At 37.9% G+C, this 15,917-nt stretch carries 13 protein-coding genes; 3 read left to right on the top strand and 10 right to left on the bottom strand.

Going from position 1 to position 15,917, the window contains the following annotated elements:
* Nucleotides 1–496: 496 nt before the first annotated feature.
* Together BV906_RS15390 and BV906_RS15385 are read right to left on the bottom strand one after the other, a co-directional pair.
* Entirely contained in the window at nucleotides 497–817 is a 321-nt protein-coding gene (locus tag BV906_RS15390) for a thioredoxin family protein (protein WP_087974513.1), read from the bottom strand.
* Between the two features lie 59 nt (nucleotides 818–876).
* On the bottom strand, nucleotides 877–1,695 hold the full coding sequence (locus BV906_RS15385; RefSeq protein ID WP_087974512.1) for a DUF368 domain-containing protein: 819 nt from the start codon (nucleotides 1,693–1,695) through the stop codon (nucleotides 877–879).
* Between the two features lie 263 nt (nucleotides 1,696–1,958).
* Here BV906_RS15385 and BV906_RS19570 point away from each other — a divergent pair, with 263 nt between their 5' ends.
* Nucleotides 1,959–2,135 carry a hypothetical protein gene (locus tag BV906_RS19570; RefSeq protein WP_176330372.1) on the top strand — a complete coding sequence of 59 codons (177 nt, stop codon included), beginning with the start codon at nucleotides 1,959–1,961 and terminating at the stop codon, nucleotides 2,133–2,135.
* Nucleotides 2,136–2,169: 34 nt separating this feature from the next.
* On the opposite strand, the gene BV906_RS15380 is transcribed toward BV906_RS19570, so the two are convergent.
* Nucleotides 2,170–2,901, bottom strand: coding sequence for a YqcI/YcgG family protein (locus BV906_RS15380; RefSeq protein WP_087974511.1), 732 nt, complete (start codon nucleotides 2,899–2,901; stop codon nucleotides 2,170–2,172).
* 136 nt (nucleotides 2,902–3,037) lie between these two features.
* Between BV906_RS15380 and BV906_RS15375 the strand changes: the two genes are divergently transcribed.
* Entirely contained in the window at nucleotides 3,038–3,898 is an 861-nt protein-coding gene (locus BV906_RS15375) for a dimethylarginine dimethylaminohydrolase family protein (RefSeq protein WP_087974510.1), read from the top strand.
* A gap of 537 nt (nucleotides 3,899–4,435) precedes the next feature.
* On the opposite strand, the gene BV906_RS15370 is transcribed toward BV906_RS15375, so the two are convergent.
* From BV906_RS15370 to treP, 4 genes are all read right to left on the bottom strand, one after another.
* Entirely contained in the window at nucleotides 4,436–6,118 is a 1,683-nt protein-coding gene (locus BV906_RS15370; RefSeq protein WP_087974509.1) for a glycoside hydrolase family 13 protein, read from the bottom strand.
* 51 nt (nucleotides 6,119–6,169) lie between these two features.
* Nucleotides 6,170–6,886, bottom strand: a complete 717-nt coding sequence (treR, locus tag BV906_RS15365) for a trehalose operon repressor (RefSeq protein ID WP_087974508.1) — start codon at nucleotides 6,884–6,886, stop codon at nucleotides 6,170–6,172.
* 12 nt (nucleotides 6,887–6,898) lie between these two features.
* Nucleotides 6,899–8,560: an alpha,alpha-phosphotrehalase gene (gene treC / locus BV906_RS15360; protein ID WP_087974507.1), complete on the bottom strand. Its 1,662-nt coding sequence runs from the start codon at nucleotides 8,558–8,560 to the stop codon at nucleotides 6,899–6,901.
* A gap of 68 nt (nucleotides 8,561–8,628) precedes the next feature.
* The gene (gene treP / locus BV906_RS15355) at nucleotides 8,629–10,560 is read right to left on the bottom strand and encodes a PTS system trehalose-specific EIIBC component (protein ID WP_087974506.1); all 1,932 of its coding nucleotides are present in this window, start codon (nucleotides 10,558–10,560) and stop codon (nucleotides 8,629–8,631) included.
* A 318-nt stretch (nucleotides 10,561–10,878) separates the two neighbouring features.
* Here treP and BV906_RS15350 point away from each other — a divergent pair, with 318 nt between their 5' ends.
* On the top strand, nucleotides 10,879–11,727 hold the full coding sequence (locus tag BV906_RS15350) for a YsnF/AvaK domain-containing protein (protein WP_087974505.1): 849 nt from the start codon (nucleotides 10,879–10,881) through the stop codon (nucleotides 11,725–11,727).
* Between the two features lie 129 nt (nucleotides 11,728–11,856).
* Here BV906_RS15350 and typA read toward each other — a convergent pair whose 3' ends face one another.
* The 3 genes from typA to BV906_RS15335 form a co-directional block, all read right to left on the bottom strand.
* Nucleotides 11,857–13,680: a translational GTPase TypA gene (typA, locus tag BV906_RS15345; protein WP_087974504.1), complete on the bottom strand. Its 1,824-nt coding sequence runs from the start codon at nucleotides 13,678–13,680 to the stop codon at nucleotides 11,857–11,859.
* 129 nt (nucleotides 13,681–13,809) lie between these two features.
* Entirely contained in the window at nucleotides 13,810–15,159 is a 1,350-nt protein-coding gene (locus tag BV906_RS15340) for a sensor histidine kinase (RefSeq protein WP_087974503.1), read from the bottom strand.
* 2 nt (nucleotides 15,160–15,161) lie between these two features.
* On the bottom strand, nucleotides 15,162–15,848 hold the full coding sequence (locus BV906_RS15335) for a response regulator transcription factor (protein WP_087974559.1): 687 nt from the start codon (nucleotides 15,846–15,848) through the stop codon (nucleotides 15,162–15,164).
* Nucleotides 15,849–15,917: the final 69 nt, after the last annotated feature.

The following is a 15,917-nucleotide window of genomic DNA, read 5'->3' as shown; positions in this document are numbered from 1 at the left end:
TCCCCTAAGACCTTCTATAATACGAGAATAATATCTTTATTAGGCTAATTAACTTTTATTATACTATTGAACTTTGAAGATTACGAAATAATTAATGGATTCCTTATAATTACAATCGATTTGAAAGTGAAAATGGGGTACGTGAAAATATTAGGATGTTACCGCATAGATTGTTGCTATCGGCCTTGTAGCTCGAGATAAACTACGAAATAAAATAAGAAACTTCGGCGATTGCTCTGGGAAATATACTTTGCGCACCTTAGGACGGCTGAAGTCTACGTATAATTCCCAGAGCTGGTTAGAAGCTGCTGACAATTACTACACTTGCAATAACTGCATAGCACCATTATACGACTTCACCTGTCCGGTATCGTTTTGGGCGGTGACTCCTGCGGGAACAGAACGTGTCCGAAGCCTAAGGTGCGCATCCGCCCAAAACGACTTACTGGAATGTAAAAACACGATCATTCCATCTGAGGAATAATCGTGTTTTAATTTAACCGAGCTGCTGGTGTAGAAAGTCTGTTACAGACTCAGGTGATTTAGTGTAGGCACTATGCTGGTGTGCAAGCTTTTCTCCATTCTGAAAAATTAACACACTTGGAATACCCATGACTTCATATTGTTCAGCCAATCCCTCTACTTCGTCACTGTTCACTTCATACCATTTATAGTTCTTAAACTCATCCATAACATCACCAATAAACATATCCATTCGTTTGCAGTCCGGGCACCAGTCTGCAAAGAATTTTATGATAACAGGTTCTTCACTTACAATAATTCCATTAAATTCTTCAACCGTTTGAATTGCTTCCATTATTCTCACTCCTTTTCCTTCATTGTAACGATTTTAATCATCGATGTCGCTTTGTTTGCTTATTTCCCTTTGTATTCCACTCTGCCAAGAATATATGCAACAAACAGACCAGCAGCAAAGGTAACTACGCAAAGAAGTACAAAGGAGGTACTTGTTGGCCATCCGGGATATACCACAAATATAGATCCAATTACAAGCCCAATAATGACAGCAAATGTTCCAGTGTAAAAGTTGCTTAAGAAGTAGGCAATTACCTTACTCATTACAATAAAACCTACTGCAATTCCAAGACCAGTTATTGCAATAATATCAAGTTGGAGATTACTAATTGCAGAAATAATGGTTGTATAGACACCAATCAGCAACAACATAAATGACCCACTAATACCAGGAATAATCATTGCACTGCTTCCAATAAAACCAGAAAAAAACAGCAGTACATATGTAGATGCAGTCACATTCTCAATAACATTTCCCTCATTAGGGTTAAAGAAAGCCATCGATGCTACGACAACCACTCCTATTAGAAGTAATACATAATGCTTCGTTTTAAAATTATTCTTCGCCTCTGCTTTATAAAACAAATATGGTAGCACGCCGAGGATTAATCCAAGAAAGAAAAACTGAGTTGGTCCAGGATAATGTTCAAATAACCACTCGATGACATTGGCCAGTAAAAAGATTGCTGTTAGTATGCCAATACCCAAAGGAATCAGAAAACCCAAATGTTTCTTCCAATCCTTACTGAATAAACCATTGATTGAAGCAATCAGTCTATCGTATATTCCTAGCAATACAGCTATTGTTCCTCCACTGACACCAGGGATTACATCACTAGCCCCCATAATTAAACCACGGTAAAGATTTTTCCATTCCATTTATACGATTCCCCTCTATATGTCTTCATTAATTCACTACATTGCTAATAATAGCAAAAATAACCTGAAATATATAGAAATAATTATATTCTTGCTACATTGTGACTTTACCCTCTTTCTTTCAACCTAGTAGGATCGATTCATTATAAATGTTTATCCAATTAAAATTTGTTATAATATACTTGATTGTAGACATATAATAGTTATAGAAAATGTTATGTTACATCCTAATAGTTTTTTCAATCGCAATGGAGGAATTATGTTTGAAACGATACCTTACAGCTATATTCATTGGGTTAAGTGGAGTCATTATATTTGTGGGAATTAAATTGGATCTCTATTGGAGTGGAATCGTTTCATGGGGTTTGGCAATTGTCTTATTGTTACTTGCAGCTTATTACACCAAATATATTCCAAATGACAAAAAAGAGAAAGAATAAAACGCAAGAAACTGCAAAAACAGTTTCTCGCGTTTTATTTAGCATGAAAAGGACATTTTCCTTCGATTGGTTTGATATCATCTCCAATAAAAAATTGCTTCCACTCTCTGTGATCTTTATCTCCGTAATGGCTAATATTCGGATGTTTCGGGAGCCCATCCCATTTTTCAACTCTTTCCCTTACCCTTTCACGAGACATTACCCCACTTTGCTCCGTTCCTTCTAACCCTTCAAATATTTTACGTGGTTGAAAACCAATGATTAGACTATTCCCTAAGTCTCGAGTTTTCCTCTGCTTATAGGCTGGAGCATTTCCAAAGGCAAAATAAGGCTCCTTTGCAAAGCAGAAGTTCCATAAATAATGATCTGGATCCTTCGGGTAATTAGAAGGCCATTCTTGTTGATCAAAATCATGCAAGTATTGAAGAATATTCCAGAAATATTTCCGGTAATATTCTAGGGACTTCTCTTCCTTCTCAGGTTCAACAAATAAAAAGAATCCGTGACGTATCATTCTTTCTTGGTTCTCGAACAGTTGATTAAATTCTTCTAGCATCATCGGTAATTGGCTCCAGTCATCATGCGATATGTAACCATATCTCAATTCTCCTCGTTTCTGTCCAGACATTCCAAAATAACATGGGAAATTTTTCTTTGTAACAATACTTTCAAATGTTTTGTATTCTTCCTTGAACCAATCCGGTAATACACTTGAGTTATTCATCATATCCTCTTTGGTAAGTAAATAAGCAGCTGTTTTGTGCATGAATCTTCCTCCAATTTCCTCTTTATTCCTTAATAGAAAATACCCTTACTGGATTTTTTTAAACTATTGCGTAATAATGTTTATAATAAATAAAACTAGGGAAAACTCAGTTAGATTATATATTGGAGGAATAAAAATGCAGGATAGAACATCAAAAGATAGACCATCTGGAGTTAATTGTCAAAATGAATATGATCCACTGCAACATGTCATCGTAGTTCCCCCTCGTTATATGGAAATAAAAGAGGTAATCAATACAACCCAGCGCCATTATTTAGAAGAAAATATTAACATAGAAAAGGCTGCAAGGCAGCATACTGATTTCATACATACCCTTGAAGAAGAAGGTGCAACTGTAGTTACTTTAGAAGCAAAGAAGCAATTAAATGAGCAAGTTTATACACGTGATATTGGATTTACAATTGGCAGCAAATTCTTTGTATCATTCATGAAGAAAGATATTCGCAGACAAGAAGAGCGTGTATTAATCGACTGGCTAAAAGAGAATCAAATCTCCTATTATCGGTTTGCTACGCCTTCGATTGAGGGTGGAGATGTGATCGTGGATAATGCGAAAATATGGGTGGGACAGAGTGATCGAACATCACCAACTGCAATCGATATTTTAGATGAACAGCTGCCAAATCATACAGTTACACCGATTTTAATGAGACAAGATATTCTTCATCTGGACTGTATATTTAATGTTATTAGTGATGATACTGCTTTAATTTACGCCCCGGCAATCGATGAAGTTTCCTATAACACCCTGAAGTCTTCGTATAATTTGATAGAAGTGACAGAAGAGGAGCAATTCAATATGGGGCCTAACGTTCTGTCAATCGGGCATAAGAAGTTAATCAGTCTGCCGGAAAATAAACGATTAAATCAGGAACTGACGCGTGCAGGTTTTGAAGTCATTGAAGTACCTTTTTCAGAGATCATCAAGTCTGGTGGTTCATATCGTTGCTGTACCTTACCGCTAATTAGAGAATAGAAAAAAGCATTAGCTGAAAGTTATCGGCCAATGCTTTTTCTTTTTAGTTGGCTGTTTTCTAAAAATTTGGGATTGACGGTACTCATCCCACCGAAAAATATTGTTGGTTGATATTGCCACGAAATCTACAAAATGCAGCGTAACTTTAAGTTGATTTCCAAAACGTGTAATCTTGCTGCCGTCCGGGTTCGCTCTACACGGGTGCTTTCCGCGGGCACTGCCTCCGCTCACCCGTACTGGTGAAGCCGTATGATGTTACTTTAGCTATTGGTATAGTAATTGTCGGCAACCTTCTAACCAGCTCTGGGAAATACACGGAGACTCCTACGGGAAGAGAGGCATGGGTGAGACACTGAAATGCGTCAGCATGAAGGGGCTCACCCATGCCTTAGGATGCGCGCATTGTATTTCCCAGAGCGGTCGCCGAAGTTGCTTATCTTAAGGCGCATCCTATCTTAACTTCGGGGATTAAAAGCAACAATTCCTTTCGGTGGTCGAGTAACTGCAGTCCCAAACGTTACGAAAAGAGCATTTAGGTTATATCCCTTTATACACTCTTGCTTCATAAGGCTTCAATGTAAAGTTTGTCGGATTATCCGTCTCTTCCGTAGCGTAGTTACCTATAATCAGTTTCTTTGCTTCAAATTCTACATTTTCCGGTAAATCAAATGAAACATTTTCTGCACTAAAGTTCGTAATAACAAGTAACTTTTGATTCTCTAATGTGCGTAAATATGCATAAATCTTGTCATGTTCCGGTAAAATCAAATGGTAATCACCATAGACGATAATCGGATGGTGTTTCCTAAGTTGAATTAACTTCCGGTAATGATGATAAATAGAATTTTCATCCGTAACTGCTTGTTCTGCATTAATCGCCTTGTAGTTCGGATTTACCTTTAACCAAGGCTCTCCGGTTGTGAAACCTGCTGCTGGTTGGTTGTTCCACTGGAAAGGTGTCCGTGCATTATCTCTGCCCTTCACATAGATGGATTCCATAACTTTGTCAGGATCTTCATTTCCTTCTACCACTTTTTCATAATACATATTCCGGATTTCAATATCCTCGTAGTCCTCAATTGAATCAAACTGGACATTTGTCATTCCAATTTCTTCCCCTTGGTAAATATATGGTGTTCCTTGAAGCATATGAAGGAATGTCCCAAGCATTTTCGCTGACTCTACCCGGTACTCCCGATCATTGCCAAATCTTGAAACAATTCTTGGTTGGTCATGGTTATTCCAATAAAGACTGTTCCACCCGGTACCATGCAGACCTGTTTGCCATTTTGAAAGGTTTTCTTTTAAATCGGTTAATTCTAGTGGCTTCAGATCCCATTTCCCACCCTTGCCAGAATCTAAATTCATATGTTCAAACGTGAAGACCATTTTCAATTCTCTTCGTCGATGATCTGTATATTTCTTTGCTTCTTCGACATCGACGCCAGGCATTTCACCAACCGTCATGACATCATACTTTGACAATACTTCTTCATTCATTTCCTGCAAAAATTCATGAATTCGTGGACCGTCTCTGTATAATTTTCCGCCAGATGCGTATTTTTCTCCAGGCTTTTCAGGGCCATCCGGTAATCCGGGAACTTTGGATATAAAATTAATAACATCCATGCGGAAACCATCAATTCCTTTGTTAAGCCACCATTTCATCATCTTGTAAATCTCTTGCCGAAGCTTTGGATTTTCCCAGTTCAAATCAGGTTGTTTCTTACTGAATAAATGTAAAAAATACTCATCGGTATTCTCATCATATTCCCATGCAGAACCACTGAACGAAGACTTCCAATTGTTCGGTTCTTTTCCCTTCTTGCCTGGACGCCAAATATAATAATCTCGATACGGATTGTCCTTGGACTTCCTTGATTCCTGGAACCATTTATGCTCATCAGAGGAATGATTGACGACAAGATCCATAATCAGCTTCATCCCGCGATGATGTATTTCTGCAAGTAACTCTTCCCAATCTTCCATCGTTCCAAATTCATTCATGATCTTTTGATAATCCGATATATCATAGCCATTATCATCATTTGGGGATTCGTATACTGGAGAGAGCCAGATGACATCAACACCTAAGTCTTTTAAGTAATCAAGTTTCTCTATTATCCCATTAATATCACCAATACCATCTCCATTACTGTCACGGAAACTTCGTGGGTAGATTTGGTATACGATACTTTCTTTCCACCAGGTCTTTTCCATAAAAAATTCCTCCAGTATTAAGAACACCGCAAGCGTTCGCTTTGCGGTGTCCTAGTTTTTAACTCGTCTGGCAAAGTCCACAAAGCGGAATTTATCCGGCCTATGCCTTGATTCGGTAAATTGAAATAGACTAGCATCATCTAAATAAACCTGACTTCTTATTACTACTACATTAGAGAATCCCTTAAGGTCTAATAACTCACGGTCTTCTTCTGTTGGCGTCTCCACTACTATTTCTTTTTGTGCAAATCCAATTACAAGCCCTAATTCATTCTCGATATACTCATATATCGAATTCTCACAGATTTCCTTAGATAATAATGGTACGTATTTTTCACTAAAGTAGTCTTTGTCCAATATAATTATCTCACCGCTTATTTCCCTGATGCGAACAACATTCCATACTGATTCTGCTGTATCAGATTTCAACAGTTGCGCGATTTCACTTTCCGAATCCACATATCCAATTGTGTGAACTTTTGTTTTGCTTTTCAATTGCAGTTTCTCTGTCAATTCAGTATAGCTCTCAATCCCGGACACAGGAAACGAGAATTTGTTAATATCGATTACAACCGAACCTTTCCCACGGATTTTCTGAATATAGCCATTCTGTGATAAAAGGTTCAGTGCCTTTCGAATCGTTTCCCGTGAGGTTTTGTATTGAACGGTTAATTCATTCTCAGATGGAAGCTTCGTTGAAATTGGCCATACATTTTTTTGGATTTTTTCTACGAGATCATCATAGATTGTCAAATATTTCTTTTGCATTCGTTTCCCTCATCATTTTACATAGTAGACAATGGATTCATAAGGTCTTAAGTGTAATTGCTCCAAGGTTTCAGGAGAATCATCGTAATTGGACAGCAGAACTTCTGGATGTACAATCGCCTTTTCTAACTGCAAGTCAACCGTGATTTCTTTCCCATAGAAATTACTAATAACAATCAACTTTTCCCCGTTCCAATTTCTTGTATATGCAAAGATTTGGGGATCATCTTCAAAAAGTAACTGATAGTCCCCGTTGGTTATAATATCATACTTCTTCCTTAATTCGATTAACTGCTGGTAATGATCAAAGATTGAATCTGAATCTTGTAATGTTTTCTCCACATTAATTTCAGGATAATTACTTGCAGTAGCAATCCAAGGTGTTCCACTCGTAAATCCTGCATGTTCATCTGCCGTCCACTGCATCGGTGTTCTTGCATTGTCACGAGATTTTTGTTGCAAGATGCCGATAATCTCTTCATCTGTCTTACCTTCACTTTGTAATTCCTTATATGCATTCAAGGATTCCACATCACGATATTGCTCGATGGAAGTGAAATGTGGATTGGTCATTCCAATTTCCTCTCCTTGATAAATATATGGCGTACCCTTCATCATATGAATCGTTGTCGCTAGCATTTTGGCTGATTCTTTATGATACTGCCTGTCATCACCAAAGCGGGATACGACACGTGGTTGGTCATGATTACACCAGAAAAGTGCATTCCAGCCATCACCATCATGCATACCAACTTGCCAATCGGAAAGAATCTGTTTTAATTCCAAGAAGTCAAATGGCGCCTTTGTCCATTTCTCTCCATTCGGATAATCGACTTTTAAATGATGGAATTGGAAAGTCATCGTTAGCTCTTCACGTATTGGTTTAGTATACTTTACACAGTTTTCCAGTGTTGTTGATGACATCTCTCCAACAGTGAGCATATTATTCTTTGAAAAAACTTCTTGATTCATTTCATGTAAATATTCATGGATTCTTGGTCCATCCGTGTAGAATTTACGTCCATCTCCAGTTTCATCATTAGGGAAATTCTGATTCTTAGATATAAGGTTGATCACATCGAGCCTGAAACCATCGATACCCTTTTCTGCCCAGAAACGCATCATTTCGAAAAGTTTCTCGCGGAGCTCTTCATTCTCCCAGTTTAAATCAGCCTGTGACCGGTCAAATAAATGTAAATAATATTGGCCTGTTTGTTCATCCAATTCCCATGCGGATCCACCGAACTTCGATTGCCAGTTATTCGGCAATCCACCATCCACCCCATCTTTCCAGATATAGAAATCGCGAAAGTCATTATCCTTGGATGATGCGGCTTGCTGGAACCATTCATGGTCTGTCGATGTATGATTAATGACGAGATCCATGATTAGTTTCATATCACGTTTATGGGTTTCATCGAGCAATTCCTGAAAATCATCCATTGTGCCATAGTCTGGATCAATGGAATAATAATCACTAATGTCATAGCCATTATCCTTTTGTGGTGATTTATAAACAGGTGTCAACCAAATGACGTCAACACCTAATTTTTTAATATAATCCAACTTCGAAATAATCCCTTGAATGTCACCTGTTCCTGTTCCAGTCGTATCATGAAAACTCTTCGGGTAAATCTGATATACAACTGATTTCTTCCACCATGCCTCACTCATGTTCTCACTCCTTATCTAAGATGTTTTATTTTAATTTGTAAATAGTCCCAAAGCTAAATCAAAAACAATTAATTTTTTATTTTTCGTTTTGCTATAGCTAACGTAATGATAAATGGTATGACAATAACAATTAGCATTCCTAGCAGGAAGGAAATCATACTGCTATCAATAGATAGAAAGGCTGGAATACCTCCTACCCCAATGGAAGATGCTTGTACATTCCCCATTGTTATAAACGCACCTGCGATTGCCGTTCCAATCAAGGCTGCATAGAATGGATAACGATATTGTAAATTCACCCCAAACATTGCTGGCTCCGTTACACCCAACCATGCTGAGATACCAGAAGTACCTGCCAAGCCCTTAAGCTTTTCATCTTTTGCTGCTAAAAACATTGCAAATACTGCGGACCCTTGCGCGATATTTGATAACGCAACAATCGGCCATAGGAATGTTGTTCCAGTACTACCGATTAACTGTAAATCAACTGCAAGGAATGTATGATGCATCCCTGTAATAACTAATGGCGCATAAAGCGCTCCATAGATGAGACCGCCAATAAGTGGTGCGGCTTCAAATATAGCCACTAATCCATCTGTAATCCAACTACCGATTGTAAATGTAACTGGTCCAATTAAAATAAATGCTAAGAATCCAGTAACAAGCAGTGCAATTGGTGCGACAATTAATAATTGCAAGGAATCAATAACCCGCTTATTCAGCCATTTTTCGATACTTGCCAAAACCCAGGCTGCTACCAATACCGGAAGAACCTGTCCTTGATAACCCATCATACTAACGTCAAATCCAAATACATTCCATGTTGGTGCATTGCCTTCTGCAACTGCAAGTGCATAATCACCGGCAGGCATTAATGCTGGATGAACAAGGATTAAACCTAGAACAATACCTAATAACGGATTGCCTCCAAAACGTTTCACTGCCGACCAACCAATTAATGCAGGAAGGAAAGTAAATGCAGTACTGGCAATTACATTAATTATGTCTGCAACACCTGCCCATGATGGGTACATCTCGATAATTGATTCATCCGTAAAAATAGGATTAACTAAAATATTATTAAGTCCAAGAAGTAAACCCGCTGTAACAATTGCTGGAAGAATTGGAATAAAGATATCTGCCAGCGTCTTAATTGCGCGCTGCAATGGATTCTGCTTTTTGCCACCTGCAGCCTTTACATCATCTTTTGAAGCTTCCTGTATTCCCGTCTCATGTACCATTGCTTTATATACCTTATCAACAGTTCCCTGCCCAATAACGACTTGGTATTGGCCGTTTGCTGAGAATGTTCCTTTTACAATGTCGAGGTTTTCAAGTGCATCTTTGTCCACGATTGCTTCATCAGTTAAAGCAAAGCGTAGTCTTGTTACACAATGTGTAGCAGCATCAATATTCTCCAAACCACCAACAGCAGCGACAATTTTCTCTGCATCTTCACTATATTCCATACCTTGACCTGCTTTTTTCTTTTCTTTAGCATTGCTTGCTGGTACATCATCACCTTGAAGGAATAGTTCAAGCAATGTTGATTCACCTGCAATGACGGTGTTATCCTCTGTTCCCTCATAGGATGCAACCCTATCTCCATTAGTAATGATTATTGGGGTAGTATGGCTTGAGGCCTTTTCTTTAATCAGTTGTAGATCAAACGTAATAAGCGGATCACCGACTCTCACCTGTTCACCTTGTTTGACATGTACTTCGAAACCCTCGCCGTCCATGCTTACCGTTTCTATCCCAATATGAATCAGTAATTCAATTCCTGATTTACTTTTTATACCAACTGCATGTTTCGTAGGAAAGGTCAATACTACTTCTCCATCCACTGGTGAAACGACTTTGCCATCGGTCGGCTCAATTGCCAAGCCATCACCCATCATTTTCCCAGAGAATGTAGGATCTGGAACATTTTCAAGCGGTGTGACCTTTCCACTCAGTGGCGCAAAAATGATTTCTTTCTTATTACCTTGGTTAGCCATTGGTAAAACCTCCAATCAATATAGTTCTATATGTTTTTATTTAACTTGTATATACATGTTCATTGACTAGTATAACTTGTATATACAAGTATTGCAAGTGCTTACAACTGGCGGTCTTATCCTATAAGGTTCTTTCCCTTTTTATCCCTACTACTAAACATGACTACAGCTTCAGTTCTATGATAGATGCAACGCATAATTAGTATGCTTCCGACTAATTGTTTTACCATCATTGTTATTTCAGTGGGAAATTAATCCATGTTTAGAATGATATGCATTGGGAATATAACAACCAAATGAACTTAGGAGGTATTTACAATGGCCAAACATATTATTGGTACTTACAACACAGAGATAGAAGCTATTGCAGCGGTAAAGGATTTCAAAGCGAACGGAATGTTAGCAGAAGATCTTACTGTACTTACAAACCGCAAGACAAATACCGAAAGTCTTGAAAATAACACGAATGTTAATGTAGAAAATGGCGGAACTACTGGAGATGATGATTCTTTCTGGGAAAGCGTTAAAAAACTATTCTCTGGTGAGGATGATGCAACTAACAACCATCCACATGAACAATTAACGAATCTTGGTATTTCATCATCTGAAGCAAACACATATAAAGATGATTTAGCAGCCGACAAAATCATTTTAATTTCAGAAAGTGGGATGGGAGTGGGAGCAGATGCTGATTTAGATACAAATGCTATTGGAACCGCTCCATTTATAGGTTCGGGGAGTGAACTGGACCCGGAAATTGAAAAAGTGAAACGTCGCGAAGAAGAACTTCAAATCAATAAAAACAAAGTTCAAACTGGGGAAGTTCAGGTAGACAAAACAGTCTCAGAGGAGTTCAAAGATGTCGAAGTACCTGTTGAAAAAGATGAGGTTCACGTTGAACGCCGCCCTGTTTTAGACTATGAGGAATCAACTAGACCTATTGAGGATGATGAATCCATCCGCGTTCCAATTGTAGAAGAAGAGATCGAAGTAAAGAAAAAGCCGGTTGTAAAAGAAGAAGTTGTAATCGACAAATCTAAAAATCTCGATACAGAACACGTCGCAGATACGGTTAAGAAAGAGCATGTAGATGTGACAGAAAATGGAATTGATGTTGAAGATCCACTTGGCAAAGGAGTAAACAAACGCAACGACTTAAACAAGTAATACGAAAAACTGTTTTAAGATGAAAAGCTCTCTAGAAATGTTCTAGAGAGCTTTTACATGGTGTCATATCTATACTAAAACACAAAAAGCAAAGGCGCATCATATTGCCTTTGCTTTTCATAATTATATTTATTTAGTCTTCTTTGATGCTTTTTCACGTTCGTTTTTATTTAAAATTTTCTTACGTAAGCGAATTGATTCTGGTGTAACTTCACAGAACTCGTCATCATTTAAATATTCAAGCGCTTCTTCCAATGACATATCACGAGTTTTACGGATTGTTGAAGTTTGGTCTTTGTTCGCTGAACGAACGTTTGTTAAATGCTTTTCCTTCGTAAGATTAACCGTTAAGTCATTATCACGATTATGTTCTCCGACAATCATTCCAGCATAAACTTCTGTTCCTGGGTTAACAAAGATAGTTCCACGGTCTTCCAGCCCCATAATTCCGTAAGTCGATGCTTTACCGTTTTCCAGAGCAACAAGAACACCTTCACGTCTTCCACCAACTTGACCTTTAATAACAGGCTCATAGGTATCAAAAGTATGGTTTATAATTCCGTAACCACGAGTTTGTGACATGAATTCAGTTGTATACCCAAGTAATCCACGTGATGGAACTTTAAACTCGATACGTACTTGTCCATTACCATGGTTTACCATATCAATCATTTCGCCTTTACGCTCACCAAGTGATTCCATAACTGCTCCAGTATATTCTTCTGGAACATCAACTTGTACGCGTTCAACAGGTTCACACTTAACGCCATCAACTTCTTTAATGATTACTTGTGGCTGGGAAAGCTGTAATTCAAAACCCTCACGACGCATGTTTTCGATTAATATAGATAAATGAAGCTCTCCACGACCTGACACTGTCCATGCGTCTGGAGAGGCAGTTGGATCGACACGTAAGCTTACATCTGTTTCCAATTGTTTTAATAAACGTTCTTCAATTTTACGTGATGTAATATATTTCCCTTCTCGTCCTGCAAATGGACTATTATTTACAAGGAAGGTCATTTGCAATGTTGGTTCATCAATTCTCAACCAAGGTAATGGCTCTGGATGTTCTACAGGACAAATCGTATCCCCAATATTAAGATCCTCCATACCTGAAACAGCCACAATATCTCCAGATTTAGCTTCCTCAATTTCAGTACGTTTCAGTCCGATAAAACCAAATAATTTGCTAACACGGAAAGATTTTTTCGTGCCGTCCTCTTTGAGAACGACAACTTGTTGTCCAACCTTGAGGGTTCCTCTTACAACACGACCAACACCGATACGACCAACATAGTCATTATAATCAAGTAAGGTAACTTGAAATTGTAATGGCTCATCAGCTGTATCAACTGGTGCTGGAATATGCTCCAGAATAGTTGTGAACACTGGATCCATTGTTTCCTGTTGATCTTCCGGCTCAAGACCTGAGGTACCATTTAATGCAGATGCATACACAACAGGGAATTCCAATTGTTCATCGTCAGCACCAAGTTCAATAAATAGGTCAAGAACCTCATCAATAACTTCCGTCGGTCTTGCATTTGGTCGATCTATTTTATTCAATACTACGATTGGTGTAATTTTTTGCTCCAACGCTTTTTTAAGTACAAAACGCGTTTGTGGCATCGTACCTTCATAGGCATCGACTACAAGTGCTACTCCATCAACCATTTTCATAATACGTTCCACTTCACCGCCAAAATCGGCATGTCCTGGAGTATCTAAAATATTAATTGTTGTATCATGATATTTAACAGCAGTATTCTTTGCTAAAATTGTAATTCCACGTTCACGTTCTATATCACCTGAGTCCATTGCTCTTTCATCTACATGTTCATTTTCACGGAAAGTTCCGGAGTATTTTAGCAGTTGATCCACTAGTGTTGTTTTACCATGGTCAACGTGAGCAATAATTGCGATATTACGAATATCTTCTCTTAATTGCATAAACATTTCGCTCCTCTATTTATTACAGGATGATTAACTTACCAATTGTACCATAATTATTCCATTTTGAAAGAGGATTTTTCTAATTTTAAAGAAATTCCTTAAAAATCCGCTCCCAGCAACCATTTACTAAGACTTGTCCTTATGCTTTTCCGTTTCAAAAAGGATTTTAAACATTGCTCCACCAAGTTCAGATTTCCCAACGGAGATGGTACCATTTGCTTGTTCAATGATTGCCCGTGCAATAGCCAGTCCTAAACCAGTTTCCCCATTTTTCCCCTTTACAAACCGGTGGAATATATGTGCAGCTTCTTCTGAGGACACACCCTCACCATCATCTTCAACAAGGATTGCTATTATTTGTTTTTTCTTCATAACCTGTATGCTCACTTCCGACTTTGCATGTCGGATTCCGTTGATAACAATATTAAGCACTGCCCTTAGCATTTTTTCCTCATCTGCAACTATAATAATATTATTCTCCACACTCTGTTTAAAATTAATCTTTTTTTCATTAACGATTGGAATGGTACGTTCGACTATTTTCTCAATAAACTCTTTCGCATCAATTGCAACAGGTTTAGCATCAGCTGGTTCACTGTCCAGTTTAGCCAACAGAATCATTTCGTTAATAATCCCCTTCAACCTTTTCACTTCTGTTACCATGACTTCAAGACCCTTTTCACTTTCCTTCTCATCAAAAATACCATCCTTAATTCCTTCTGCATATCCTTGAATGGTCATTAATGGGGTCTTCAGTTCATGACTAGCATTTTGGAAAAAGGTTTGTTGCGAATTCATATACCTTTGAAGTTCCTGTGCCATTTCATAAACACTTTGTTCCACTTCTTTGATTTCACCGGTCGCCTTTATACGATCCATTTCATTAAATTGCCGTTTTTCAATTTTTTTCAATTGACCTTTTAACTGTGAAAGTGGTGTAACAAGCTTATTTGTCATAAAATAACTGAGAAATACTGCTGCAGCTGCACCAATTAGAAAAACAAGCAATAATCGATTAAAAAAGTTTTGCTGAACAATTTCTAAATCATCCATCGGAGTCAATAAGATTAGTTCAAGTCCTGAGATATTATAAAATAATATTCGTGATGTAACAAACCGGTCCTTCCCATAAGACCAGAGAGTTTCATCTGTTGCAGAGAAATCATTCTGCTGAAAAAAGTCATTTGCAACAGGCAAAGACATCGTGGAAAAGAGCACGGCATCCTGATTTCTATCATACATAAATAATTGCAGGTTCTGCTCCTTCAAAAAGTTATTGAACGAACGGAGATCATCTTCTGTTCCATATTGTTCATTTAAAAAGCTAACTAGCAGTTCACCCGTTTCTTCCAACTGACGCTGCTCATCCTTAATTAGTAAGTCCATAATAAGTGAATGAATAACAAAGCCAGCAGCAGCCATAATGACAATGAGCAACGCTGTAAATGCTGCATTTAGCTGTGATTGGAGTTTCATATTCAATCCTCATCTTTACGGAGTCGATATCCAAATCCCCAAACCGTTTCTAGTGGAATATGATCCAATTTTTTTCGTATCCTTTTAATTAAATCATCAACTGCACGATCACTGCCAAAGTAATCATTTCCCCATATTTTCATTAATAATTCTTCTCTGGAAAAGGCTCGATTTGGATTCTCTGCCAAAAGCAGTAGCATATCATACTCCTTCGTTGTTACCTCGTATTCTTTCTCTTCAAAAAAGATACGGCGATCATTCTTATATATGATAAGATGGTCCACCTTTAATCTGTCATCATCCATCTCACTTACATTCTTACTTTGTAATGTGCGCTTGAACAACCGTTTAACCCTTGCAATCAATTCCCTCGGACTAAAAGGTTTGGTCAAATAGTCATCCCCACCCAATTCAAGACCGAGGATTTTATCAATTTCATCATCTTTTGCAGAAATAATAATAATTGGTACATCACTTTTACTCCGTATTTTCTTGCAAAATTCATAGCCATCCATCCCGGGTAACATGATATCCAAAACCCACATATCCGGTGGGTTGTCCTCCCAAAGTTCCCAACCCTTTTCAGCGGAGTCCATGATCGAAACTTCAAAGCCTTCTTTTTTTAAATAGGCAGACACGATATTTTGGATATTAACATCATCTTCTACTAAACCAATATGATAATTCACCATTGTGTTTTCACCTTTCACATTTTATTGAACAGCTTCTTATAGTTTCATTTTCACATATCATAGCAA

The sequence above is a fragment of the Oceanobacillus rekensis genome (assembly GCF_002153375.1).
Taxonomy (GTDB): Bacteria; Bacillota; Bacilli; order Bacillales; family Amphibacillaceae; genus Oceanobacillus; species Oceanobacillus rekensis.
The sequence above is the reverse complement of the archived record's forward strand: the minus strand, read 5'-3'. Positions and strand labels throughout refer to the sequence as shown.

Coding starts and splice junctions, on each gene's coding strand:
- BV906_RS15390 (WP_087974513.1), bottom strand. CDS start 817: ATGGAAGCAATTCAAACGGTTGAAGAATTTAATGGAATTATTGTAAGT.
- BV906_RS15385 (WP_087974512.1), bottom strand. CDS start 1,695: ATGGAATGGAAAAATCTTTACCGTGGTTTAATTATGGGGGCTAGTGAT.
- BV906_RS15380 (WP_087974511.1), bottom strand. CDS start 2,901: ATGCACAAAACAGCTGCTTATTTACTTACCAAAGAGGATATGATGAAT.
- BV906_RS15375 (WP_087974510.1), top strand. CDS start 3,038: ATGCAGGATAGAACATCAAAAGATAGACCATCTGGAGTTAATTGTCAA.
- BV906_RS15370 (WP_087974509.1), bottom strand. CDS start 6,118: ATGGAAAAGACCTGGTGGAAAGAAAGTATCGTATACCAAATCTACCCA.
- treR (WP_087974508.1), bottom strand. CDS start 6,886: ATGCAAAAGAAATATTTGACAATCTATGATGATCTCGTAGAAAAAATC.
- treC (WP_087974507.1), bottom strand. CDS start 8,560: ATGAGTGAGGCATGGTGGAAGAAATCAGTTGTATATCAGATTTACCCG.
- treP (WP_087974506.1), bottom strand. CDS start 10,560: ATGGCTAACCAAGGTAATAAGAAAGAAATCATTTTTGCGCCACTGAGT.
- BV906_RS15350 (WP_087974505.1), top strand. CDS start 10,879: ATGGCCAAACATATTATTGGTACTTACAACACAGAGATAGAAGCTATT.
- typA (WP_087974504.1), bottom strand. CDS start 13,680: ATGCAATTAAGAGAAGATATTCGTAATATCGCAATTATTGCTCACGTT.
- BV906_RS15340 (WP_087974503.1), bottom strand. CDS start 15,159: ATGAAACTCCAATCACAGCTAAATGCAGCATTTACAGCGTTGCTCATT.